The following is a 23,421-nucleotide window of genomic DNA, read 5'->3' on the forward strand; positions in this document are numbered from 1 at the left end:
CGGTTAGCATCGTCTTTTACTTCGAGTAATTGTCTTAACGGGTTGGCCCATACAAACTGGTTGGTAAACCCTGAAATGCCGAGCGCCAGTGATCCATCCGGGTTGTAGGGAGAGCCCATAGTTGGTATCATGGAAGCGGAGGCAAAAATAGCGCGCTGGCCATCCACGTTAAAACCGGTTCCCTGCCTGTTGTTATGATCGATCTGGAAAGACGGAGCAACGCCAAAACCTACCTTTACGCGTTTACTGATATTGAAATCACCATTGGCACGCAATGAAAAACGCTTATAGCCGGTGTTTAACAGGATACCCTGCTGGTTAAAATAACCGCCCACCAGGCTGAAAGCCGCCTTGTCGTTACCGGTATTAATGGCCAGGCTATAGTTCTGTACAGGAGCATTCCTGGTCAGTACGCTGAACCAGTCTGTTCCTTCTCCGTATTGTTCCGGGTTCTGATACACGGCTGGAATACCGCCTGTATATCCTTCATACTTGATCTTATCTTCATAAAAACCTTTCATGTAAGTAGCCAGCTGGGTGGCGTTCATTACAGGCGGTATCAGTTCACGCATCATGGAAGCGCTGCCGTAATAGGAATTGAAATCTATTTTTGTAGCGCCGGCCTTTCCTCTTTTGGTAGTGATGATGATCACCCCGTTGGCGGCACGTGAACCATACAATGCAGTGGCTGCGGCATCTTTCAGGATGGAGAACGACTCAATTTCGTCGGGGTTAATATTATTGATATTGTCGGGATCGCCTATCATCGGTTGCCCGTCTACTACAACCAGGGGGCGTACGTTGGAGGTAAATGAAGCGGCGCCGCGTATACGCAGGTCCATTCCCTGACCGGGCCTGCCGGTAGTTTGCGCCACCTGTGCGCCTGGCAGCTTACCCTGTAACCTTTCCGCAAAGGTACCGGTTGGCTGGTCTTTCATATCGCTGGCAGACAGCTTTGATACCGAGCCCACAATTTCACGGGTGCTTTGTTTACCATAAGCTACCACCACTTCTGTCAGCTGTGAAGAGGTTTGTTCCAGCTTCACATTAATAACAGACTGGCCATTGATGGGCACTTCTTTGGGGGTATAACCAAGGTAGGAGAATACCAGTACGCCGTTTTCATCAGGCGCGTTGAGCGTATAGCTGCCATCCGCCTGTGTAGCGGCTCCCACTTTAGAGTTTTTAACCCGTACCGCCACTCCAACCAATGGCTCTCCATTGTTGTCGGTAACGCGGCCTTTGATAGGAAAGGCTACCACCGTTGGCGCGGGGCTACGCGTTACCACAATGGTGTTTTCACGAATCGTATAGGTAAAGGGCTGATTAGCGAAGCTTTTTTTCAGTACCTCTTCCACAGTTGCATCGGTCACCTGCATGGCCACCGGTTTGGCATCCTTTAAAAGGTCCACATCCCACAGTACATTATAACCGGTTTGCTTACGGATCTGACGGAATACTTCCCGGAGAGTGATTTGCTTTGTCGACAGGGTTACCTTCTGGGCATAACTGGCGGCGCTGACTTCCATTAACACTGCGATCATTAAAACAAAGGTCAGTTTCATCATCAACAGGATTTTTTTATACGTGGCGGCGGCTTTTACCGGGCGCACGTCAGGTATGTAAAATTTCATTACATTTGGATGTTTGAGTTTAATAATCAGATAACTGTGGCTACAATGACTTAGAAACTTGTCTTTCACAGGGTAAGCTCAAACTGTCCGGGGGCGCTGGAACGCTCCCGGTTTTTTATTGCTTCCCTTTTTTACAGGTGTTTTTATGGCATAACGATGATCCTCCTTCCTTCTATTTTAAAGTGAACGGTACCAGTTAATTCCAGCATACTTAATACTTCCGTAACATTCTTCGAGCGCGGTAAACTACCGCCGATAGCTTTTCCTGAAACATCGCCCTGGTAGCTGACCTCTACGTTATACCAGCGACTGATCTGTTTCATGATGCTTTCTATTTTCTCGTTATCAAATAAGAAGTAACCGTTTTTCCATGCAATAGCCGCTTCTGTGTCTCCGTCTTTTACATTGATCCTGCCTGAAGCCCTGTTTAATATGGCTTCCTTGCCAGGCGCCAGTAAGGCGTCTGCATTTCCACAACCTACCTTCACCGAGCCTTCCAGCAGCGTAACAATATGCTGCTGCTCATCAGGGTAAGCATTTATATTAAAGTGGGTTCCCAATACCCTCACTGTCATAGGCGCGCCTGAGGCGCTGTTTACAGTTACATAAAATGGCCGGGACTGATCTTTAGCTACTTCGAAATAGGCCTCACCGGTAAGGATCACGTTTCTGTCGTTTCCTGGAAATGAGGCAGGGAAACGCAGCGAGGAACCTGCATTGAGCCACACGCCAGTGCCATCCTGCAGCGTGATGTGGTACTGACCGCCATAAGGCGTAACCAGGGTATTATATACAACCCTGCCGCCGGTACCGCCGCTTATAGTGTTATACGACAGGCTTCCGCTGTCTGTTTTATTCACAGCCGACTTACCCTGTTGGGATATGATCCCGTTCTGTGCATCTTCCAATACCACCTGGTCTCCATTGTCTAACATCAGAATAGCTTTATTACCACCGGGAACAATAGCGTTCATCGCTTTGGCAATACCGGGTTGCTGTGCCGGCCGTTGCTGCTGCTGATAATAAAAAAATCCGGCAAGCCCCAGTAATACTACTATACACGCCGCAGCAGGTATGTAGTACCAATGCCGCTTTGCAGCGGCCAGCCCGGTTGCCGGTCCATTGATCTGCTGTTGCAAACGCAGCAACATACGCGCACGCACCTCCTCTTCTTCATCCACATTATCCGACAACCACTCTACCTCCGCTTCGTTATGATCCTGGTACCAGGCCATTAACGTTTCCTCCTCCTCCGGCGTAATGGTACCATCCAGGTACTTTTCAATCAGGTGATATATGTTGTTCTTCAACGTACAGATTTTATGGTTATACAAACAAGTACCATGAGCAGATCTTTTACCCTTAGTGAATGGAAAATTTTATTGAAAATTTTATTACATAAGTATTATAACAAATAAGAATACCAGACGGCATTGCCGGGCAATGCTTCCACATTACCTAAACACGATGGCTACATGGATATGTACCATAACAACATTTGTTACCCTTAGTGGGAGCAATATTTTTTTCCGGGAATTTTAACTGAGTAATATATAGGCGAGTATAAGTACCCACAAGTAAGGGCGGTTCAACCTGAGTTTCAGTACTTTTAATGCTTTGGTAAGATGCGCTTCCGCCGTTTTCTCGGCAATCCCCATTCTTTGCGCCACCTCTGGTATGCTGAGCCCTTCTTCCCTGCTCAGCCTGAATACCAGGCGGCATTTTTCCGGTAAAACGTCTACAATACCATTAATATGTTGCTGCAGGAACCTGCTGTAGATCTTTTCCTCATCCCAGCTGGTTAACAAAGGATCAGCGGTTTCCTCTTTTATCTGGTTTCTTCGTTTTTGCCGCACATATTGTTTAAAAACAGACAGCTTCACCGCAGTGGCCAGATAAGCGCTCAACTTATCAATATGAAGCTCATTCCGCCTGTTCCAGAGGCCAATAAAAACCTCCTGTACTATTTCCTCTGCAATGATCTTATCCTTACTGTGATGATAGGCTATGGCCAGCAATTTCTGCCAGTAACGCTGATAAATTTCGGCAAAAGCCTGACTGTCGTCTTCACGTAAAGACGTTATTAATTCTACATCAGTTTGTGCCAGATACCGATTCATGCGATTGAGAATGGTCCACAAGAATATAAAAATAATCCGAGCTTTATATCAGTACATCAAAAGATAATAATTAGGAAATATGACGCCTGATCTTTTTATTCATTCAATGGAGAAAATACGATTATTCCTAATATCTTAAATATATTATCCCGAAAATACGCCGATTACTGTAATTCACCACCCAATTTTTTTCGCTGCCCTATATACAGCCCTGCAACTACCATCAGGGTACCGGCTATGGTATACAACGTTATAGGCTCATCCAGCAGCCACCAGGCATAGAAGAAGCCAAAAAGCGGGCAAAGGAAAAGCCACAGGGATGCTTTTACGGTATCTATTTTTAATAAGTAGAACCAACAGATCAGGCCAATCACGGAAACGGCCAGGCTTAACCACAACACGGCGTAAATAAACCTGTGGTCCAGCCGCACCGAGGAGAAATCGCTGAATGCGAGGGTAAACGGCAGCAGGAAGATGCCGCCCAGTGTTACCTGCCAGCCATTGATGAGCAGGTTGGGCAAGGCCCATTGAATACGTGCATAATATACACTGGCAAAAGAGATAGCCACCATGCTGGTCATTAGTATGGCCAGCCCTCCCAAACTGGTTTCGCCGCTGTGAAGCAGGGGATAGGTAGCCAGCCCTATGCCGGCCATCCCGATCACGATGCTCCATAGCTCCGCCTTTTCAGGCCGGCGCCCTATCAGCCAGGAAGAAAGTAATACGATCAGTAACGGATTAGTGGAAGTAGCAAGGCTCCCGATTCCTGCGGCAATATATTTCATGGCATACACATACAGGCCCAGGTAAAGCGTGGTATTTAAAAAACCAAATATGGCCAGTTGCCGCCATTCCCGGAGAGTGGGCATACGGTAACTTTTGTCCCTGTTCACCAGGTAACAAAAACCCAATAAAACAAAGCCTGCAATAAAAAAACGGACATTGCCGAGAACAAGTGGAGGCGCCGAATGAATGCCGATTTTAGTTGCTACAGACGCCGATGCCCATAACATCGCGAACAGTAAGCCGGTAATTATGTTTTTCACGCGGCAAAGATAAGCGGCTGCCGGTTAACTGGTCACCTTTTTTCTGATCAGCGCTATCAGCCCCTCGTTTTCAATGATCACCATTCCCTGCCTGTCGTTAGTAATACCACTTTTCAGGCGGTAAGTATACCTCGGCACATTCCCCTCCATAATAGTGGGCATGTACAGGAAGCGGAAGCTTCCTCCCTTCTCTTTCAGGGCCTCTCCTACTTCGATAATATGCGTGGAAATAATAAAGAAACAATTACTGTTTTCGGAAAAAGCACTGGTAATAGCCAGGGTGGCGTCGTATGCATCCTTTACATTGGTTCCCTTAAACAACTCATCAAAAATTACTACCAGGTCTTTTGAACTGCTTACCTGCTCCGCCACTTTTTTAACCCTTAATACTTCCGCATAAAAATGACTGTAACCATGTTCCAGGCTGTCTGGTACATTGATGGTGGAAAAGAGCCCGTCTTTTACGGAAAACTCCATGCTTTCTGCCGCTACCGGGAATCCCATATGCGACAGGTAAACAGCAATGCCAAAAGATTTCATGAAGGTGGACTTCCCTGCCATATTGGCTCCGGTAAGAAAGGTAACGTTGCTCTCTGCGTGAAACGAAATATCATTGGCTACGGCATTTTCCACGGATGGATGGAATAACCCTGTCACCTCCATCACGTTCTTCTGCCTGGGCAACGCATGCGCGTAGCAAAGGTTCCTTGTCCTGGCCACCGTAGACACGGCGATGTATACATCAAACTGGTAAATGATATCCACCAGCGTTTTCATTTCTTCCCGGCATCCTTTCTTCAAAAGATGATCATACCTGATGAGTTGCTGCAACGACAGCTTTTTCCCATCATAGCTTTCAGTGATCCGCTGCAATTGCTTACTGCTAAAAATGTTCCGCACGGTTTGTATGTCGTTGGCAACAGGACAATAAATGCCTTCCTGTTCCAGGCTATAAACAAAATCCCTGAAAGCCAGCAACAGCGCAATGGTTTTACCGGCGCCTGTTTCCAGTAAAGCATAGGCATTATCACGCACTACTGCATGGAGGAATTTCCTGGATAATACATTCCAGGTAGTGGCAGCTATATTGCTGCCCGGCGCGGAAGTAAGATAATTTTCCACTACGCTGAACTCATCGGCGCTGAATGGTAATTGCAGTGATTGCCGGCCAAAATAACGGAAAATGCTACTGCGCTCATTAATAGCATTATGATCCGTTAACGGCTCCTGGAACATCTGGTCAAGGATCTTCCTGCCACCGGCAGTAATAACGCTATCGAATATACGATAAATAGATTTACTGTTATACCTGCCGGGAATGTTCAGGTCATCAAGGGTTTGTTTGTCTGCAATAAAACTCATACTTTTTTTCTTTTATGAATGATATCCAGGATACCTTCATTTTGGATGATGATCATGCCGTGCCTGTCTTCCGTAATACCTTCCGCCAGCTGGTACGTATACACCGGTTTATTGTTATCCATTTTTGTTGGCAGGAAAATGAAATGGATATTTCCGCATCGCTCCTTTAGCTGTGCGCCGGCTTCTGTTATATGAGTAGAGATGATAAACACACTGTTCTCTCTTTCTGCGAAAGCGGCCGTAATAGCCACTGTGCCTTCAAATGCGTCTTTCACATTGGTTCCCCTGAACAGCTCATCAAAAATAACAAACAGGTTCTTTCCCTTTGCCAGTTCGCGGGCAATCTTCTTTATACGGAGCACTTCTGTGTAGAAGTGACTGCTTCCTGATGAAAGATCATCCGGCAGGTTAATGGTGGTATAGATGCCTTCCCTTACGGCAAATTCCATTTTTGCAGCGGCCACAGGAAATCCCATATGCGCCAGGAACATAGCGATGCCCACGGATTTCATGAAGGTCGACTTCCCCGCCATGTTGGCGCCTGTCAGGAAAATAACATTGTTTTCAGGGGTGATCCGGATCGTGTTGGGCACTGCATTTTTTACCTGCGGATGGTAAACACCTTCCAGCAGAATGCTGCTATGCGCCGCGTCCAGTGCAACGGGGAAAACAAACTTGCGTTGTGCAGCTACCCCGGCCACTGATATATATACATCCAGGTGATAGATCAGCGACAACATTTTACGGAGATGATCCCGGAAGCGGAACCGCAGCAGCTGATCATATTCCATTACTTTCTGGTACGACAGTTTACTACCGGTCTGTTCTCTCAATACCGCATTCAGCGCCGGATCCAGGAGGAGGCTTTGCAGCTCCTCCAAATCCGGCTTATAGGGATTTTCTGTTGTTCCGTGTTCCATATGATTTAAGAATCCCCGGAGAGTATGCAGTACTTCCATTACGTTCTGCACACCATTACTGATCATCTTAAAATTATTGTCTTCCGCTATCAGGTTGTTGAACTTCCTGGCAAGCGTATTATCTTCCGGCGCTAAACGTGTACGCTGGTCCTGCTCCGCGAGATAGGTTTCAATCACATCAAACAATCCGCTCCTGAAAGGAAATACTGCATTCACCGACTGGAGGAACCGGATTTTTCCGCTCCTGCTGTTAATAGCCGATACGTCTGCAAGCGGATACCTGAACATATTTTCCAGGATGGCTGCTCCGCCCCGGGTACTGGTATGGTTAAAAATAGTGTAAATGGCATCAGCACCGGGTTTACCGAATATATTAAGATCCGTGAGCGTTTGCTTGTCTGTATGGAATATCATCTTTAGAAGAAATTTTTAACCAACTGCCGTTTATTTCCTTTTACGCCTGATCAGCAGGATGGCGCCGAAGGCCAGCAACAGCCCTGGTGATACCCACACATAAATGATCCGTAAAAATTTCACCTGGGCTTTAGACAATAGGATCGTGGTATCTTCCGGCCCCGGACGGGAGCTGTCGATAGGGAATTCTCCATTACTTAACCAGCTGAATAAAGCGGTATTGAAAACAAAATTAGCCGCGTTCAGGTTGAAACGTTGTAACTCGGCATTTGCCATAAAATCGGCATCGCCGGTAACAATGATACGTTGCTCTTTGTTATTGATCTTACGGGTCATCGATACTGCCGTGACAAAGGTTTTGCGCTCATCTCCCCGGTCAGGCGAGAAAACAATATCTGCTGAATCAGCTACCAGCTTATCTTTCTTCAACCAGCAGATCCGCATGTTTGTTGTCAGCAGTGGTTTGATGGTGAATGCACCGGTATCGGCATAAGATAGCGCAGTAGCACGGGGCATAGATACCATGGCGCTATCGTGATGCGCATGTGTCAGAGCCGGGTAAAGCGTTGCAGCATTGGCTGTCAGGTATGGCGTTACCAGTTCGGGCTGCAGATCTTTACTGGTTTGCACTAATGTACCATCCATCAGTTGTATTCCCAATTGCCGCAGGAACGGGTTCAATATTTCCTGTTTGCCCGGCTCCCCTGCTACCAGCAGATTTCCTCCTTTATCTATGTACTGCCTGAGCTTTTCCATATCTGCAGCCGTGAGGGCTACTTTGGGATCTGCCAGCACCAAAGCGGAAATATCTCCTGGTATTTGCTGCGTATCTAACGAAAGCGTATCAACGTCAAAGCCCTGGTTCAGGAGCGAATTACGGAAAGTGGTCAGGTTAGTGAGCACCCTGTATTCCCTGTCGCCCAGCTTATTGATATTTCTTTCGAGATGTCCTGTAAGGAAAACTATTTTCGGCATCCTTGTCTGCAGCAGGCGTTTGATCGCTGCAGCTACTTCCGTTTCGCCTGGCCATTCTTTGTTATCGTCAAATACCCGCAGGAAAGTTGTTTTTCCTTTATATTTCAACTGCATCACATAGCGGTTTAACTCCGGCTTCAGGTCTATTATCTTTCTTATTTCTGCAGGCGTCTTGAATTGGCTCATCGACAGGTCCCTGCTGTCTGCTATTTGCTTCGCTATCTGGGCCAGTGTTTTACCGGGATAGAACCGGGACATATTGGGGATTTCATAAGCCGAATCATAATACAGCACTGTTTTTAATTCAATGTTATGTTTGAATCGCATATAGGGTTCCCAGCGGGCCAGGTTCCGGTTGTAAGAATCGGGGCTTCCCAGGTCCCAGTGGCGGCCCAGCAGGTTGTTATACGCTGTTACCTCCAGTGGCGCATCACCCAGCTCCTTTATAATTTTCTGCACATTCGGCGTCAGTGTTCTTTGCTTTGCACGGGTGGCATCGTAATATCCTACCAGCGAAGGGATAGAGCTGATATAACCGATGGCCAACGTGGATACAATAACAAGCGCATATCTCCCCGCTTTTACTACCGGCGGCCTGGACTCCATTCCTGCTTTTATTTTATAGATACTAAGCCCCAGGAACAGGTATATGATAGCCATAAAATAGATCACATCCTTGGTGGTAATGAGGCCTAACAGTATATTGCCGGTACGGCCGGAAATAGAAAGGAAATAGGTAAGGCTCCTTACAAAAGCGATATCCTGCCAGAGCGTGCCAACATAAGACAGCAAACCAATCATCACGAAAGTGCAGACGGCGGCTACTACCTGGTAGGTGGTAAGACAGGACATAAATAAACCGATGGCCGAGTAAGCGCAAAGCAGGAGATATATGCCCAGCAAAGAACACATGAGCATCCCTGTATCCGGCGATTTCACCTGGAATAAACTGGATACCACAAAAATAGCCAGGATGCCTGTCAGCAACAAGCTATAGATCATCATCGCCAAAAATTTCCCGAATACAATCTCCCTTACCCTGATCGGTGAAGAATAAAGCAGCCTGATGGTACCGCTGCTGGTTTCCCGGCTGATGAGCCCCATCGTCAGCAAAGGAATATAGAGATATAAGTTACGCAACACAGCCGGTAACAGTCCCTGGTTCGACAGGAAAAGGTATTCTATCATACTGCCTAAAAGTACTGCGCCTGCCTCCTTGCTTCTTGCCATTGCTTCCAGCATGCCCAGGTATATTACGCCGCACTGAATAAGGAATACAATCATTAAAAACCAGGCAATAGGTGAGTAAAACAGGGTGCGTAACTCTGTTTTCGCTATTCTCAATATCGTCTTCATTCCGCTGTTATTGTTTTGATGATGGATGGGATAACTGTTTAAAGATCTCGTCGATCGCGCTCTTATCGATACTTATTTCACGGAGCCGCCAATCGTTATGTACGGCCGCAACAACGATCCGTTCGGCGATATCCTGATCCCCGGTAAAGAAAATGCGTATTTGTCTTTCTGTCAGGAAATCTACTTTCGTCACCCCGCTGATCTTAGCCAGTTCCGCTTCCACAGGTGGGTTTTCCAGGTGAACCAGGACGCTGTGCGGTTCTACGTAATTATTAAATGTTTCCATCGTATCCGAGAAAACGATCCTGCCATTTTCTATCATCCTGATCTCCTTACATAATATTTGTACTTCAGAAAGAATATGGGAAGAAAAAATAACTGCCCTGTCCGCTGCAATATCTTTGATGAGTGAACGTACTTCCAGTATCTGGTTCGGATCCAGCCCATTCGTTGGTTCATCCAGTACTACCAATCTTGGACGATGTACAATCGCCTGGGCTATCCCTACCCGTTGCCGGTAGCCTCCCGAAAGGTTCCTGATCAGCCTTTTGCTGAAATGATCAATACCGCAACGTTCTTTAGCCTCTTTGATGGCAGGCTTCATCAGGTCCTTGGGAAGATGTCGCAAACCGGCGCAGTAATGCAGGTATTCATCTACCGTCAGGTCCATATACAAGGGCGGATGCTGTGGGAGGAAACCTATTTCTTTCTTTGCTTCCCGCGGATGTTCTTTTGTATTGATACCGTTGATATACACGTCCCCTTCCGTCTGGTTCAATGCGCCGCAGATAATGTTCATGGTGGTAGACTTACCTGCCCCGTTGGAGCCCAGTAATCCTACAATGCCTGTTGGCGCAATCTCCATATTAACATCCCGGATGGCCCAGGAAGAGGTAGTATACCTGTGGGATAACTTTCTGATGCTGACAATGCTTGGTTCCATTTATTCCGTTTATAATTTTCTGTAGATGTTCAGCTTACTGTGGATTCTGTTCCATTTCCGGGTTAAGGGAAATAAGTATGTTAGCCAGCGGGAAAACATAGCCGTTACCGTTAGGCTGCAACGTATAGGCAACACCGTTAAATGACCTGGTAACTGTTTTGGCAAACTGGGGATCTTTATTCAGACGACGCTGATCATACCAGCGAAGACCGGTACCAAAGAATTCGCGGCGGCGCTCATCCACTACCAATTGTAATGCCTCCGCTGGTGTGGCAGCAGTAAGATCTGTATAATCCTCCGGCCGGAAACGGAATTTGCGGAGTGTATTCAACATCTGCACTACCTCGTCTTTTTTCCCGGCGCGTGCCAGGCATTCTGCCTTTATCAGCCAGGTATCATTTACCGTAAGCCCTATGGCCGGCCGGTCTGTAAGCCCGGGTCCTGAAAAACGGTCGGGCGACCAGTAACCTAAACCGGTGAATCCCGGGTAAAAAGAGGTACCAGGCTTTACGAACAGCACATAACGGAGATCCTTTGTTCCCAGCAGATCCAGTATAGACTGGCTAAGCTGTGGAGCGTTGAATATCTGGCGGGGGATATAGCGTAACAGTACCTGCTTATTTTCGATCTGTTGGGGGAAAGCAACATTACCTCCGCTTACAGCTAAATTATAATCATACAAGGTGCCGGATATGTTCAGGGTACTATCTGCAAAAGCAGCGGCATTGGTAAAATCACGCATATTGAGATAGACTTTGGACAACAGGGCGTAAGCCGCAACCTTGTTCGGCCTCGTATTAATATCCTGTTTAAGCGGCAGGATGGGAAGGGCGTCCCTGATATCTTTCAGTACCTGTTCATACACCTGCTTTACACTTGCTCTTTTTAAATCCACGAACAGCGCGGCTTTCAGCAATAGCGGCACACCGGGATCTGTTTCTGCCGTAGCAGCATCATATTGCTTACCATACAGGTTAACCAGGTTGAAATACACGAATGCCCTTTGCAACAGCGCTTCTGCAAGCAACGTTTGCTTTAATTCCATACCACCACCTTTACTGTCCATCACCCCGTTTATAACCACGTTATAAGTATACATATTCGCATACATATTATTCCAGTCCAGATCCTCCTGCTTGTCGGTATAAACAGGCTTGCTCCAGGTATAAATAGCTGTTTGTATATTATTAGGCTTCATATAATCCTGGATTTCCTGGGCAGTGAGTGCCACATCATCGCTACTCAGGAGTGGCCCCTGGCCAAAAAGATACTGCTGCTTGTCACGATAATCCATGAGCCGGCGGTAATCGTCTGTATATACCAGCACCCGCTGCCCCTGTATTGGCACATCTTCCACGTATTTACGACAAGAAACCAGGCTGGCAACCAGTAATAACAAAGCAATAATTATTTTATATCGATACATGATTGTCGGTTTAATAAATTAGAAACTCAATGCAACTCTGAAAGAATAATTGGTTAATGGAGGAAGCTGGTAGTTATTTCCTGTAACATAGAGATAATCAGGATCCAGCTTCTCTTTATTGGCCGCCCAGATCATACCGAGGTTACGTGCTAAAGCGGAAAGGGTCAGGCTTTTTATTCCCACTTTACCCAACAGCGAAGCAGGAATGTTATACGACAGCATCACCTGTTGCAACTTGATATTGCTGCGGCTCCTTACCAGCAGATCTGATTCCATATACCTGGCTGAACTGGTATAGTAACTGGTATTGGGGCCGAATACCAGGCCCGGAACATTTGTGAATGCTTCGTCACCCGGCTTTCTCCAACGGTTGGCGAGGTCGCCGTTCCTGCCTGCAAAATAATTATTACTAAACCCTACATCCTGTAAGGATGGTTTCAGGAAAACACCCCCGAAGGCGCATTGGAACTGTACATTCAGATCAAAGCCTTTATATTGAACGGAATGACTGAAGCTTCCGAACCAGGGCGAAGTGGTACGTCCGGAATATACCCGCACGTTTTCAAATGGATACTCCAATACGGTATACTTCTTCGTATGGTCATTACCGTTATAGATCAGGGACTGACCGGTATTATCCAATCCTGCCCAGGCATAGGTGAACAGGTAGTCTACCGGGTAGCCTGAATACAGGTACTCCGGTGCAAAAGAGGTGGTTGGATTTTCGAAACGGGCGTCTTTGATAATATTTGTATTGTAAGACATATTCACCGTAGCAGTCCATTTCCAGTTCCTGGTCTGAATGGGTACAACATTAATTCCCAGGTCTACTCCATGCCCTTCCAGGTTGGCCGTATTAAATGAAGTTCTTGAGAAGCCATAAGTACCGTTGATAGGCAATTCCCAGATAATATCCGTTGTATGCTTCTTGTAATATTCAGCAGATCCATACAACCGGTTGTTAAAGAAACTGAAATCGAGGCCCCAGTTAATCATCCTGGTTTTTTCCCATCCCAGGTTGGCAATGGCGGGTTTATCGATCAGCGCATAGGGATAATTGGTAACCAGGTCGGCGCCTATTATGCTAATGGTAGTCACCGGCGCATAGCCCTGGGGAGCGTTTCCGCTAAAGCCATAAGTAAAGCGCGCCGACAGCTGATCTATCCAGGTAAGGTTACTCAACAGGTCTTCCTTGCCTATATTCCATTTCAGACCTCCCGACCACAAAGGAATAGCTCTTTTGCGGCGTTCAACTCCCAGCAGATTATAATCGTCGAACCGTGCGCTTCCTGAAACAGTATATTTGTCCAGGAATGTATAGGAGCCATTGGCATAGTAAGAGAGCGACCTGGTGGTTTTTTCCGTAATCGCCCTGCTGGTGGCGCCTATATTCTGTGTCATTCCATAAATATCTTTGTAGGTCAGTGATGGGTTTACGGTACGGAAAACATTGATAGATTTATCGTAACCATAGCGCAACTCGCCACTGCTTTTCGTATAGGATTCCCTGATCTCATTACCCAGGAGTAAATTCAACTGGTGCTTTTCTTTCCAGTTCTTGTTTACGGTTACCTGTCCACGCAGGTTATAACTTTTTCCCTGTCCGTTGCTGAGATCCAGCCTGCCGCCCGGAGGAACGCCATATACGCGGGATCCGGCAGCATTCAGGCTGGTACCACTGTTCACCAGTATCCTGGCATTATAGCTGTCTGGTTCCCAGTACTGTTCATATTCGGAAAACGTTCTGCCTATATTACCGGAAACACTCACTCCCAGCCAGGATGTGATATTGCCGTTTAAAGCCAGGTTCAGGGCTACGTTGTTAGCGGTGTTATAACTGTTGGAGTACTGCAGTTCATCGATAGGCGAATAACGGAAAGGAAGATAGCCTTTGCCTTCAAGGTACCGGGCTGCAGACGGGATCATTAACAGGTCGTAATAAATATTATTACCCGCTGCATCTTTGAGCATATCATAAGGCCGCATGCCTCCGGTACCAACGCTCATAGCGGTTACGGCGGCGTTGTTTATTTTATCTCTCGTGTTCCCGAATGTAAGATCCGTAGTAAGGGAAACACGGCCATCGAACAGGCTGGAAGTATTGCCGGCTTTCAAAGAATATCCTTTGTTGGTGTTGCTCCTGTAAACACGATCTTCTGTATAAAAATAACCTGACAGGAAATAAGAGCTGCTCACTCCACCACCTGAAACAGAAAAATTATACTGCCGTGTGGAAGGCGATTGGATCATATATTTTTCCATCTGGGAGCGGTTGTCTGTGGCTCCTAATGCCGCCAGCTGTGCATTCATTTCCTCCATGGTTATTTCGCCTCTTTTCTGTTTGAAAAAGATGGTCTGTACCTGGCTGCTGTTTGGGGGATAATAGCTTCCGGGCGCGCTGTTGGGAACTGGATCACGATAGATCCCTTTTTCCAGCAGTTCTTTTTCCAGGTCGATATATTGAGGCAACGACATCATTTCTCCATATCCCAGGGTGGGCTTACTACTGGTACCTATGGTGGTGGAGAAACTGAATACCGGTTTACTGTTACGTATTCCTTTTTTTGTGGTGATCACAATTACGCCGTTAGCAGCCTGGATACCCCAGATAGAAGCTGCTGCTGCATCTTTCAGGAAAGTGATCTGCTCTATATCATCGGGGTTCAGCAGATCCAGCGCACCATTGGAGATGGATACCTGCGAAGGAAACCCGTCTATCACCAGCAACGGATCAGTGCTTACCCTGGTGTATTCGCTCCGGATAGTTGATAAACCGCGGATCCGCACGGAACCATTGCGGCTTTTACCGGCAGTGGTTTTGGTAGAAATATCTACGCCCGGCACCATGCCCTGGAGCCGCTCCAGGATGCTCACCACCGGCACCTGCGCCAATTGTTTCCCGGTCACCACGCCGAAGGAGCCGGTAGCCCTTTCTTTCGGGAGGGCCTGGTAGCCGTTACTAACCACTACTTCTACTGCCCCCAGCTTTTTAATTTCCGCATCCAGCTGAATGACTATGGAAGAACGCCCGTCGAGCTTCAGCTCTCTTTTCCTGTAGGCAATATTGGAGGCTACCAACGTGGCATTGCGGGGAACATCGCGGAAAGTGAAATCACCCTGGATATCCGTAACGGTTACGAATTTTGTGTTCCGTAAAGCGACTGTAACATCCGGGATCGGCACACCGGCAGAATCCAGGACCTTGCCTCTCAGTAAAGGGATCACGGCCGAGTCGGCCGCGATCATATCCAGCTGTTGCGGTAAAGGCTTTTCAGCCAGGAAAATTGTTTTACTGTCTATAGAAAAAGTTAATGGTTGGTTTTTAAATACATTTTCCAGGAACTCCTGCAGCGGGATCTCCCTGGCATTAACGGATACAGGAACGGATGATTCCATGAGCCTGTCGTTGCTGAACACTACGAACCCCGTTTGTTTATAGACGGCGGCAAAGATTTTTTTTAACGGAATATTCTTCCCCGAAATAGTGACTGCCTGAGAGTGCGTTTTTGCGGAAACATGCAGCAGGAAAGCGAAAAGGAAGAAGGTAGTAATTCTCATAATTCGCAATATTTGTGCGGGAATTGGCCATAGTAATCCCCTTCGTTCTACATGAGCGATTTTTTGCATAAATTCGTTGTGGTTTGGTTGATAAAAAATTCGTTACACCGAAAATTTAAATTAGCCGGCTACCTGCCGGAAGCGCTCCTACTGCTTCCGGCATTTTGTTGTGGCTACTCTGGTTGACAATTGTTATTTTATATGATCAGATTTATTGCGTGACTACCAATCGTTTTCCTTCTTCAATGTTCAGATGCACCCCTGTGCCGCTTAATCCCCTGATAAGGCCGGCCAGGCTTATATTCCTGTTGATTTTACCGTAAAATTTAATGTCTGGTATATTTCCCTTGTATACAATTTCCACATCATACCACCGCGCTACCTGTTTCATGGCGTACCTCAGATCCATCCCGTCAAAATCAAAGAAACCGTTCTTCCAGGCCATGATCTTGTCTATGTCTGCCTGGTCAATTACGCGGGCTTTATCCGACAGCTGCAGTTGTTGCCCCGGCCGAAGTACAATACCATTACCGGTTTCCGGCAACGCTTTCAATGGCATCACCCTCACGGCTCCTTCCAGCAGGGTGGTGTTCAGGCTCTCTTCATTGTCGTAGGCGTTTACGTTGAAACGGGTGCCCAGTACATCAATGCGCGCATGGCTCCCCGCTGCTACCTGGAATGGCATGGCAGCATTTTGTGCCACTTCAAAATACACTTCCCCTGTAACCTCCACATTCCGGTGCTTACCGGTAAATACAACAGGATAGCGGATCGAACTGGCGGCATTCAGCCACACCTGCGTACCGTCCGGTAAGGTAACCCGGAACTGGCGGCCATTAGGGGTAGAAATTATATTGTAGGCAACCTCATTATTTGTAGCGGCGCCGGGATTATATACCAGTTGCCCGTTGCTGAGCACTATACTTGCGCCGTTTTGTGTGGCTACAGTACCATTCTGCAGGCTATCTAACGCCACCTGTGAACCGTCGGCCAGCTTCAGGATAGCGCCATTCCTTCCCGGGGCAATATCGCTTATGGCCGCGTTATGCGCGAAACCTGCAGGCGCCTGTTGCTTTGAGGGCATCAGGAAATAAGCGCCGGCTGCCAGCGCCACCACCACCACAGCTGCTGCCCATTGCCATCTCCAAAGGAAATGCACCCGCCGGGCAGGGGCAGGTGAATGCTTCGCCAGGAAAACCTCCAGTGCAGCATCCCCGTTATACTGCGCCATCTCCCTTATTGCTTCCTGCTGAGCACCCGCATCATTGATTTCTTTCCATAACCGCTGGTGCTGCTCACTGGCAGCGATCCATGTATTCAGCTCCTGCAGCTCCTCCGGCGTCAGGGTTCCTTTCAGGTGTTTCCTGAGCAGACTTGCAATAAACAGGGGGGTATTGGATAATGGTTCGTCCATAATAGCGCTGTACTTTCCATTAATACGACGCCATAAACAGATAGTACCAAACAGTTTTAAAAAAAAATCAGGAATGGGCAGATAACAACAGGAGAACCATAAAAATTTCAGCGGGTAGACGCCCTTTCAGCAGCATCAGTCCCCTCGATTTCTGGTTTTTTACGGTTTGTACAGATAATCCCAGCGCGTGTGCGATCTCATCATTTTTCATACCTTCTATATATCCCATCCGCACAATTTTACCGCACTGCTCCGGCAGTTGGTTGATTTCATGGTATAGCTCACTGAACACTTCGAGGCGGATCATTTCCAGGTCGGCCGCAGCTTCCCACTCCGCCTGGGCGCCCAGGAATACGGCCTGCCGCTCTTTGCTGTGGATCATGCGCCTGATGGCGTCAAAACATGCGTTGCGGGTGGATTTATACAGAAAATCCTTCAGGTGCCTGGCGTCACTAAACAGCTGACGCCTGTTCCATAGCTTTAAAAACACTTCGTTTACAAGGTCTTCCGGATCTCCGGACTCCTGGATGATCTTTTGGGCAAAGGCACACAAAACAGCATAGTATTCTTTAAAAACAAGGGCAAAAGCACCCTCGTCTGCTTCCGCAAGACGTTGCAACAGTTCCGCTTCCCCGTATGGCTGGTTGTTTTCAGTCGATTCCATCAATTACATTCCCACTTATAATATCTTAAAAAATGAATACCCGCGAAAGCAGCAATTAATTGCTCCCTGTCTTTAATCAATAAGGACTGTTTATATAAAAGGAACTATCCTGTTATGGCATTATATTATATAATGGTTGATCTGCTCCACATGCTGCCTGTGGCTATTATCTCTGTTTTGGATAAATATGTCCTGGATAATGACTATTTATTTATTGACTGTCATGCTGACAAATATACTCCGGATTTCCGGAAATTTATAGTAGTGGGGTATTAAAAAGAAAAGGGGGCGTTGTTTTATTCTCAACCTACACCAGGAAATACGATGCCATCCTTTTTATATATTTATACCCGGCTGCACCAGATAGCCGTCAACTACTATGGAACAATTTTCTATGATCAAAGCGCAGCTCAATGAAGCCTTGAAAAATAAACTGGAAGCCGCCCAGTGTATCAGCGGCCACCTGGAGTGCCGCCTTTACCCTTCGTTGCTGCTTACCCTGCGCGGGCAAAAAGCAGATGGCAAGCCCTTCTTTTTCTGGGAGCCGGACCGGCAGCTCAACAAGTTGCTGGACCGCTACCAGGCAACCGAAGCTCCACATGCCGTGGCTTTCACCATCAGCATCAACCTGGAGCATAACCACTTTGTCTATAACATTATCTCTTCTGAAGAGGCAGCCGCTCAAAAGGATAAAGAGGCCCGCGACCATGAGGCGGAAGAAACCCGCCGCCTGCAGGAGCTCAAACAAATGTTGCTGGCCCGGAATACTGCCTATGGACGGGAACTGGCAGAACAGGTAGCCACCGCACTCGCACAGGGCGCCCTCTGTTATGGCCATCGTGATTACTGTGGGATGGGACTGGAAAAGAATGCCAGCGGGAATTATGTATATGCAGCAGTATGGGATGGATGGCTGGAACCGGTGCATACCTTCCACACCCGGGAGGCATTTGTGCAATGGCTGGCGGTACAGTCGGACGCTAGTTTGTCGCGCGTAGATGAGCCGGATACCTGGTTATGGAATAACCAGGTCATCAACCGGGAACGGCTGGAAGAATTTGTAAACCGGGGCCGTAATAATCTCTAATTTCATTTCATGGGAAACGACGCTTTGTTAGTAAAACTGAAGGCATTCTATATTTCAGTGAAACTGATACCCGTTTAGCAGATCAAACGACGTTTATTGATATTAACATCTATTACATTATAAATATATTTTATGTATTTTTAACAAACATTAATATCCTTTTTAAGGATATTATTTTATAATTAGCATATTTAAATATGCTAATTTTGTATTTTCCGGTATCCGGCGGATCGACTATCCTAATAGATATTCCACTCCCATACACCTTTTACGCCCTTCGTAATGCTGATCCTTAAATACCTTGCTTTAATACCTAATACATCTGAATGGGGAGATTGAATTTTAAGATCATCATGACCGCCGCACTGCGACCAATGTATACCATCGGTCGAATACTCCAAAACATAGGCATGCCCTGCTGTGGGCCGGACGAAATAAACTTCGCTCCGCTTTATGCTTTTCACCTTGCCCAGGTCCGCCATCAACCAGCAGGCAGTATCTTCAGATGCAGCCATCCAACGGGATCCGTTTGCCCCATCGAATGCAAACGACGGTACAAAGTATTCTACACGGTTCAATGAGGAATCCTTTGCCGGTTTAATTTTCTTTTCAGTACAGGTACTGGAAGCCATGGCTTTCACTATTTTCTGAGGCCGATCCGTTTTCACCTGGTGAAGCGCTCCCACACCTGTCATGGTAAGATCCACAGGCCGGATAGACCCATCTTCATTAAACTGCAGCTTGTTAACATACGTTTGCCTGTTGGTGCTCCCTCTTCCATATTCAAGATAAGCAAAGTAGTAATCATCAGTACCAGGCACATTGAAAACACATCCGTGACCGGGACCAAAAATCCCGCGCTGGTGATTTGTGGTAGCAATAATATCGTTGCTTTTGGGGAAATCAAAAGGCCCCAGCGGAGATGCTTTGCCTGAAACATAAGCATACTGGTAAGCCTCATCACCACCGAGTGTATACAAATAATAATAAATACCCTTGCGCTTAAAAAAAATAGGACCTTCAGAATATCCATTCCGGGAAGTGGGAATATTAACAGTATTGGTATCAACAGTAACCATATCACTGTTAAGCTTTGCAGCATGCCTTAATTGCCAGAATAAATATGCGGACTTATCATCGTCTATAAAAACTTCCGCATCGATACCAACAGGGCCTTTTGGTGTTTTAGTTTTCAGCAGCGTGTGGGAAGAATAAGGTTTGGTAAAAATATCAGGGCCTTCGGCCAGATGAAATGGCCCTTCGGGCGAATCGGAAACGGCAGCATACATATACCCGTTGACTGTGGGATACAGGTAATACTTTCCATTGGCTTCAATCGCTTTACTGGGCGCCCAATACAGCTGCCCTTCAGCAGATGGAAAATAAGATCCGGAAAAGCTCCAGTGAACAAAATCCTTCGACTTCCATACTACAGGAGGACCTGAGGTCTTAAGCCCGGCATCATAACCATCGGTGGTTACATAACAATAAAACATGCCGTTTATCTCCTGGATGCTTACATCAGCTACCAGGTCGGGAATAAGGGCATTGCCAAATGGGTTTGACTGCGACTTTACGGACAAGGGCATGCACCATATTAAAAACAAAGCAGCACATACATTCTTAACATACGACATAAGCCTGAAGAAATTATTATTAGGATGATAAATTAAGGTGCTTTAAGAAGACGTACCTCCATAATGCGTGGTGTTACCTTCCCTGAAGCGGCCCTGAAAAGTACTTTTACCTTACCGGCTGCTGCTATTCTGGTTGGTATATCTACAATGGCGGTACGATCTTCCGTAGGCGCGTCAGCGTTAGTACATAGTTCTACCAATGTCTTGTTTCCTATAACAACGCTGCCACAGTCGCCACTGCCGCTATAACGGTAACGGATATACAACTGGTAATTACCTGCTGCCGCCGCCTGCAACGTATAGGCGAACCAGTTACGGGTTATCCTGAAGTGCTGATCTCCCGATGTGCCGGTAGTACTACCTTCGCTCTCCAGCTGATGATCCGTTTCCGGCTGCTGTTCACCGGCATACACACGGTCGGTGGTGAGACTGTCCAGCCGCTGTTTTTCCGCCTCTTCCGTTCCCTGTACTTTACCAGATTCCGCCTTACCTGCGTAGGGCCAGTAGAGCATATACCGGCTATCATGCACACGGTAAAAGGGTACCAGTTTAAGATTGCGGAAAGCTGGCTGTGTGATCAGCTGGCCTGCGGTAAATTCAAGTGGCCTGCCTGTGCTTTGTAATGCAACGATGCCAGGGGCATCCAGTTGTAATACCGGTGCGGCTGACATTGGGCGCATGGCGCCCCGGGCAATATGTCCCCAGCGACTGGTATCTGCATATAAACCGGGCATATTGAGTGTATCCGTAGCCGCGGCCAATACGATGGGCCCATACCGGAAGGATACCCATTGAGTGCTGTCTGGCAACCCTTCGGTGCGCGCTTCCATGGGTACATGGATCTTCACCACATCGCCATTTTTCCAGGTGCGGCGGATATACACATAGCCGGAGGCGCTGCTGGTACTGGCGGCATGTTGCCCGTTCACAGTAACGCTCATTGTATCTTTAACCCATCCCGGGATGCGTATAGCAACGGTTAGCAGTTGCGGCTTTTTCAAAGAGAGTTTCAGCACGGAGGCGTCCTCTTCAGGAAACCTGGTTACCTGCGTCAGCTGCAGCGACTTGCTTTTCCATTGCAGCACCGAAGGAATGAACAGGTTTACATAAAGTGAATCTTTTGACCGGGCATAGATCAGTTCTGCATATTTCCCATGGTTTTCCATGCCTGTGCCAACGCAGCACCAGAAGGCATTCCCAGGAGTGGAATATACCCGGTAATGCATGGGATGTATGGGTGTGAAATATACAAATCCGCCATTAGGGTGCTGGGATGAAAGGATATGATTATACAATGTGCGCTCGTAATAATCCATGTATTTGCCATCGGGATTGTTCAGGAAAAGCAGCCTGGTAAGTTTCAGCATATTATAGCTGTTACAGGTTTCAGGTCCTTCGGGGCTTTCCAGCATGGCGCGGAAATTATTCTCCGCATGAAAATGTTCGCGTACACTGTTTCCTCCTATGGAGATGCTTCTGCGCTGCACCACGGTGTTCCAGAAGAAAGCGGAAGCATCTTCCAGGGCAGCATCGTGGCCTACTATACCGGTTCTCATGAAACCTACTACTTTGGGTATCTGGGTATTGGCATGCAATCCTGTGAGGGCATCGGTATGCATGGTGAGCGGGTCCAGTAATTTTTTATGGGTAAAGCGCCTGGCCATGTAAAGCCAGGAGGTATCGCCGGTTTGTTCCGCCACAGCGGCAAAAATTTCGTTCATGCCGCCGAATTCTGTTTGCAGCATCCCCTGCATCTGTTCATCGCTGAGGCTCGCCGTAACATTCTTGCTCCAGCGGCACAGCCCCAGCAGCATATCGCGGGCCTGTGTGCTGCCAGTGAGGGTCCAGGCATCGAGCAAACCATTCAGGGTTTTGTGCACGTTGTACCAGGGCACCCATCGTTTTGTAACTGCATCTCCCCTGCCTTCCGCTACCTGCTTCCAGAGCTGCTTCCCATCCGGAACTCCACCCAGGTAACCGTTGCCATTCCTCTGCTGACACTTTTGCAGCTGATCCAGCATATAATGTAACCGCTGGAGATAAACCTGTTTCCCGGTAGCCGTATACATTAGTGAGAGGGCGGACAGGTAATGCCCTGCAATATGTCCGTCCAGTCCCCAGCTTTCCCAGTTACCATAATTTTCTTTCTTTACAGGAATGCCAGCATCCTTTAAGAAAGGGGCCAGCAGGCGGTCCGGATCAAGGGATAAAATATACTTTTCATCCGTTTGCTGGGCATCCAGGAAAAGTCCTGGCAGCAACCGGACTTCGCCGGGAGCGAATGTTTGCAGTTGAGTGGATTGTGCCGCAGCAATAACAGGAATATGTGCCAAAAGGCAAATGAGCAATTTTTTCATACGCACGTGGAAATAATTGTCAAATTAACAATTAATTTTCATTTATGCAAGTAACTATGCAGAGATTGGTTGTTGTCCACTGTTAACGCCGGCCAATTATGTATATTTTTTGGTTCCAGGCAGGGAATCAGCTGTACTCCATTTGCTAACCCTGCCAATCAGGCATTTTTTTATGCACCAGGGCAGGGCGGGCACTGTGCTCCACTGTTAACGCATGCCAATCATATATATTTTTTTGGGGGTTCCGGATCATAGAGATCAACTGCTGTTCACTGCTAACGCCGGGACCGGTATCTCTGAACCGCTGCAGGCCTGGTTGTTTTGTATGCTGAAAAACAGGGTAATGCAGGAGCTTCCCTATCAACGCCCTCTTTTCCCCCGAAGCATCAACTATTACACAAGACTATAAAACGCCTTTAACTTATCCCTAATAGATACGAGGGATATTGGGCTCAAATACGGTTCGGATACGGGGAATATCCGGGGGAAACAGGCAGTATCCATACTG

The 23,421-nt window shown here is 47.2% G+C and carries 15 protein-coding genes; 1 reads left to right on the forward strand and 14 read right to left on the reverse strand.

Annotation, left to right across the window (positions count from 1 at the left end; genetic code table 11):
* The 12 genes from VIM72_RS03130 to VIM72_RS03185 all read right to left on the reverse strand — a co-directional run.
* On the reverse strand, nucleotides 1–1,634 hold a 1,634-nt coding region (locus VIM72_RS03130), incomplete at its 3' end, for a SusC/RagA family TonB-linked outer membrane protein (RefSeq protein ID WP_332001411.1).
* A gap of 143 nt (nucleotides 1,635–1,777) precedes the next feature.
* Nucleotides 1,778–2,944: a FecR family protein gene (locus VIM72_RS03135; RefSeq protein WP_332001412.1), complete on the reverse strand. Its 1,167-nt coding sequence runs from the start codon at nucleotides 2,942–2,944 to the stop codon at nucleotides 1,778–1,780.
* 228 nt (nucleotides 2,945–3,172) lie between these two features.
* Nucleotides 3,173–3,754, reverse strand: coding sequence for an RNA polymerase sigma-70 factor (locus VIM72_RS03140; protein ID WP_332001413.1), 582 nt, complete (start codon nucleotides 3,752–3,754; stop codon nucleotides 3,173–3,175).
* A 164-nt stretch (nucleotides 3,755–3,918) separates the two neighbouring features.
* Complete coding sequence (locus VIM72_RS03145) at nucleotides 3,919–4,800, reverse strand: DMT family transporter (protein ID WP_332001414.1); 882 nt, start codon at nucleotides 4,798–4,800, stop codon at nucleotides 3,919–3,921.
* 24 nt (nucleotides 4,801–4,824) lie between these two features.
* Nucleotides 4,825–6,162, reverse strand: a complete 1,338-nt coding sequence (locus VIM72_RS03150) for a MutS-related protein (RefSeq protein ID WP_332001415.1) — start codon at nucleotides 6,160–6,162, stop codon at nucleotides 4,825–4,827.
* Nucleotides 6,159–7,496: a MutS-related protein gene (locus tag VIM72_RS03155; RefSeq protein WP_332001416.1), complete on the reverse strand. Its 1,338-nt coding sequence runs from the start codon at nucleotides 7,494–7,496 to the stop codon at nucleotides 6,159–6,161. Before VIM72_RS03155 ends, VIM72_RS03150 begins: the two co-directional genes overlap by 4 nt.
* A gap of 30 nt (nucleotides 7,497–7,526) precedes the next feature.
* Nucleotides 7,527–9,827, reverse strand: a complete 2,301-nt coding sequence (locus VIM72_RS03160; protein WP_332001417.1) for a DUF4350 domain-containing protein — start codon at nucleotides 9,825–9,827, stop codon at nucleotides 7,527–7,529.
* Between the two features lie 7 nt (nucleotides 9,828–9,834).
* Nucleotides 9,835–10,770: an ABC transporter ATP-binding protein gene (locus tag VIM72_RS03165; protein WP_332001418.1), complete on the reverse strand. Its 936-nt coding sequence runs from the start codon at nucleotides 10,768–10,770 to the stop codon at nucleotides 9,835–9,837.
* A 34-nt stretch (nucleotides 10,771–10,804) separates the two neighbouring features.
* Entirely contained in the window at nucleotides 10,805–12,196 is a 1,392-nt protein-coding gene (locus tag VIM72_RS03170; RefSeq protein ID WP_332001419.1) for a RagB/SusD family nutrient uptake outer membrane protein, read from the reverse strand.
* A gap of 18 nt (nucleotides 12,197–12,214) precedes the next feature.
* Nucleotides 12,215–15,754: a SusC/RagA family TonB-linked outer membrane protein gene (locus VIM72_RS03175; protein ID WP_332001420.1), complete on the reverse strand. Its 3,540-nt coding sequence runs from the start codon at nucleotides 15,752–15,754 to the stop codon at nucleotides 12,215–12,217.
* A gap of 211 nt (nucleotides 15,755–15,965) precedes the next feature.
* The gene (locus tag VIM72_RS03180) at nucleotides 15,966–17,168 is read right to left on the reverse strand and encodes a FecR family protein (protein WP_332001421.1); all 1,203 of its coding nucleotides are present in this window, start codon (nucleotides 17,166–17,168) and stop codon (nucleotides 15,966–15,968) included.
* 67 nt (nucleotides 17,169–17,235) lie between these two features.
* The gene (locus VIM72_RS03185) at nucleotides 17,236–17,832 is read right to left on the reverse strand and encodes an RNA polymerase sigma-70 factor (protein ID WP_332001422.1); all 597 of its coding nucleotides are present in this window, start codon (nucleotides 17,830–17,832) and stop codon (nucleotides 17,236–17,238) included.
* 379 nt (nucleotides 17,833–18,211) lie between these two features.
* On the opposite strand from VIM72_RS03185, the gene VIM72_RS03190 reads away from it, so the two are divergent.
* Complete coding sequence (locus VIM72_RS03190) at nucleotides 18,212–18,919, forward strand: hypothetical protein (RefSeq protein ID WP_332001423.1); 708 nt, start codon at nucleotides 18,212–18,214, stop codon at nucleotides 18,917–18,919.
* A 239-nt stretch (nucleotides 18,920–19,158) separates the two neighbouring features.
* Here VIM72_RS03190 and VIM72_RS03195 read toward each other — a convergent pair whose 3' ends face one another.
* Nucleotides 19,159–20,508 carry a family 43 glycosylhydrolase gene (locus tag VIM72_RS03195; protein WP_332001424.1) on the reverse strand — a complete coding sequence of 450 codons (1,350 nt, stop codon included), beginning with the start codon at nucleotides 20,506–20,508 and terminating at the stop codon, nucleotides 19,159–19,161.
* An 80-nt stretch (nucleotides 20,509–20,588) separates the two neighbouring features.
* Nucleotides 20,589–22,913, reverse strand: coding sequence for a glycoside hydrolase family 127 protein (locus VIM72_RS03200; RefSeq protein ID WP_332001425.1), 2,325 nt, complete (start codon nucleotides 22,911–22,913; stop codon nucleotides 20,589–20,591).
* Nucleotides 22,914–23,421: the final 508 nt, after the last annotated feature.

It is taken from the genome of Chitinophaga sp., from assembly GCF_036569185.1.
In the GTDB taxonomy this organism is placed as follows: domain Bacteria; phylum Bacteroidota; class Bacteroidia; order Chitinophagales; family Chitinophagaceae; genus Chitinophaga.

Bases quoted from the DNA above. Each gene is read 5' to 3' on its own strand.
- VIM72_RS03140 (WP_332001413.1), bottom strand. From the start codon at position 3,754: ATGAATCGGTATCTGGCACAAACTGATGTAGAATTAATAACGTCTTTA.
- VIM72_RS03150 (WP_332001415.1), bottom strand. From the start codon at position 6,162: ATGAGTTTTATTGCAGACAAACAAACCCTTGATGACCTGAACATTCCC.
- VIM72_RS03155 (WP_332001416.1), bottom strand. From the start codon at position 7,496: ATGATATTCCATACAGACAAGCAAACGCTCACGGATCTTAATATATTC.
- VIM72_RS03160 (WP_332001417.1), bottom strand. From the start codon at position 9,827: ATGAAGACGATATTGAGAATAGCGAAAACAGAGTTACGCACCCTGTTT.
- VIM72_RS03165 (WP_332001418.1), bottom strand. From the start codon at position 10,770: ATGGAACCAAGCATTGTCAGCATCAGAAAGTTATCCCACAGGTATACT.
- VIM72_RS03170 (WP_332001419.1), bottom strand. From the start codon at position 12,196: ATGTATCGATATAAAATAATTATTGCTTTGTTATTACTGGTTGCCAGC.
- VIM72_RS03175 (WP_332001420.1), bottom strand. From the start codon at position 15,754: ATGAGAATTACTACCTTCTTCCTTTTCGCTTTCCTGCTGCATGTTTCC.
- VIM72_RS03180 (WP_332001421.1), bottom strand. From the start codon at position 17,168: ATGGACGAACCATTATCCAATACCCCCCTGTTTATTGCAAGTCTGCTC.
- VIM72_RS03185 (WP_332001422.1), bottom strand. From the start codon at position 17,832: ATGGAATCGACTGAAAACAACCAGCCATACGGGGAAGCGGAACTGTTG.
- VIM72_RS03190 (WP_332001423.1), top strand. From the start codon at position 18,212: ATGGAACAATTTTCTATGATCAAAGCGCAGCTCAATGAAGCCTTGAAA.
- VIM72_RS03195 (WP_332001424.1), bottom strand. From the start codon at position 20,508: ATGCCCTTGTCCGTAAAGTCGCAGTCAAACCCATTTGGCAATGCCCTT.
- VIM72_RS03200 (WP_332001425.1), bottom strand. From the start codon at position 22,913: ATGAAAAAATTGCTCATTTGCCTTTTGGCACATATTCCTGTTATTGCT.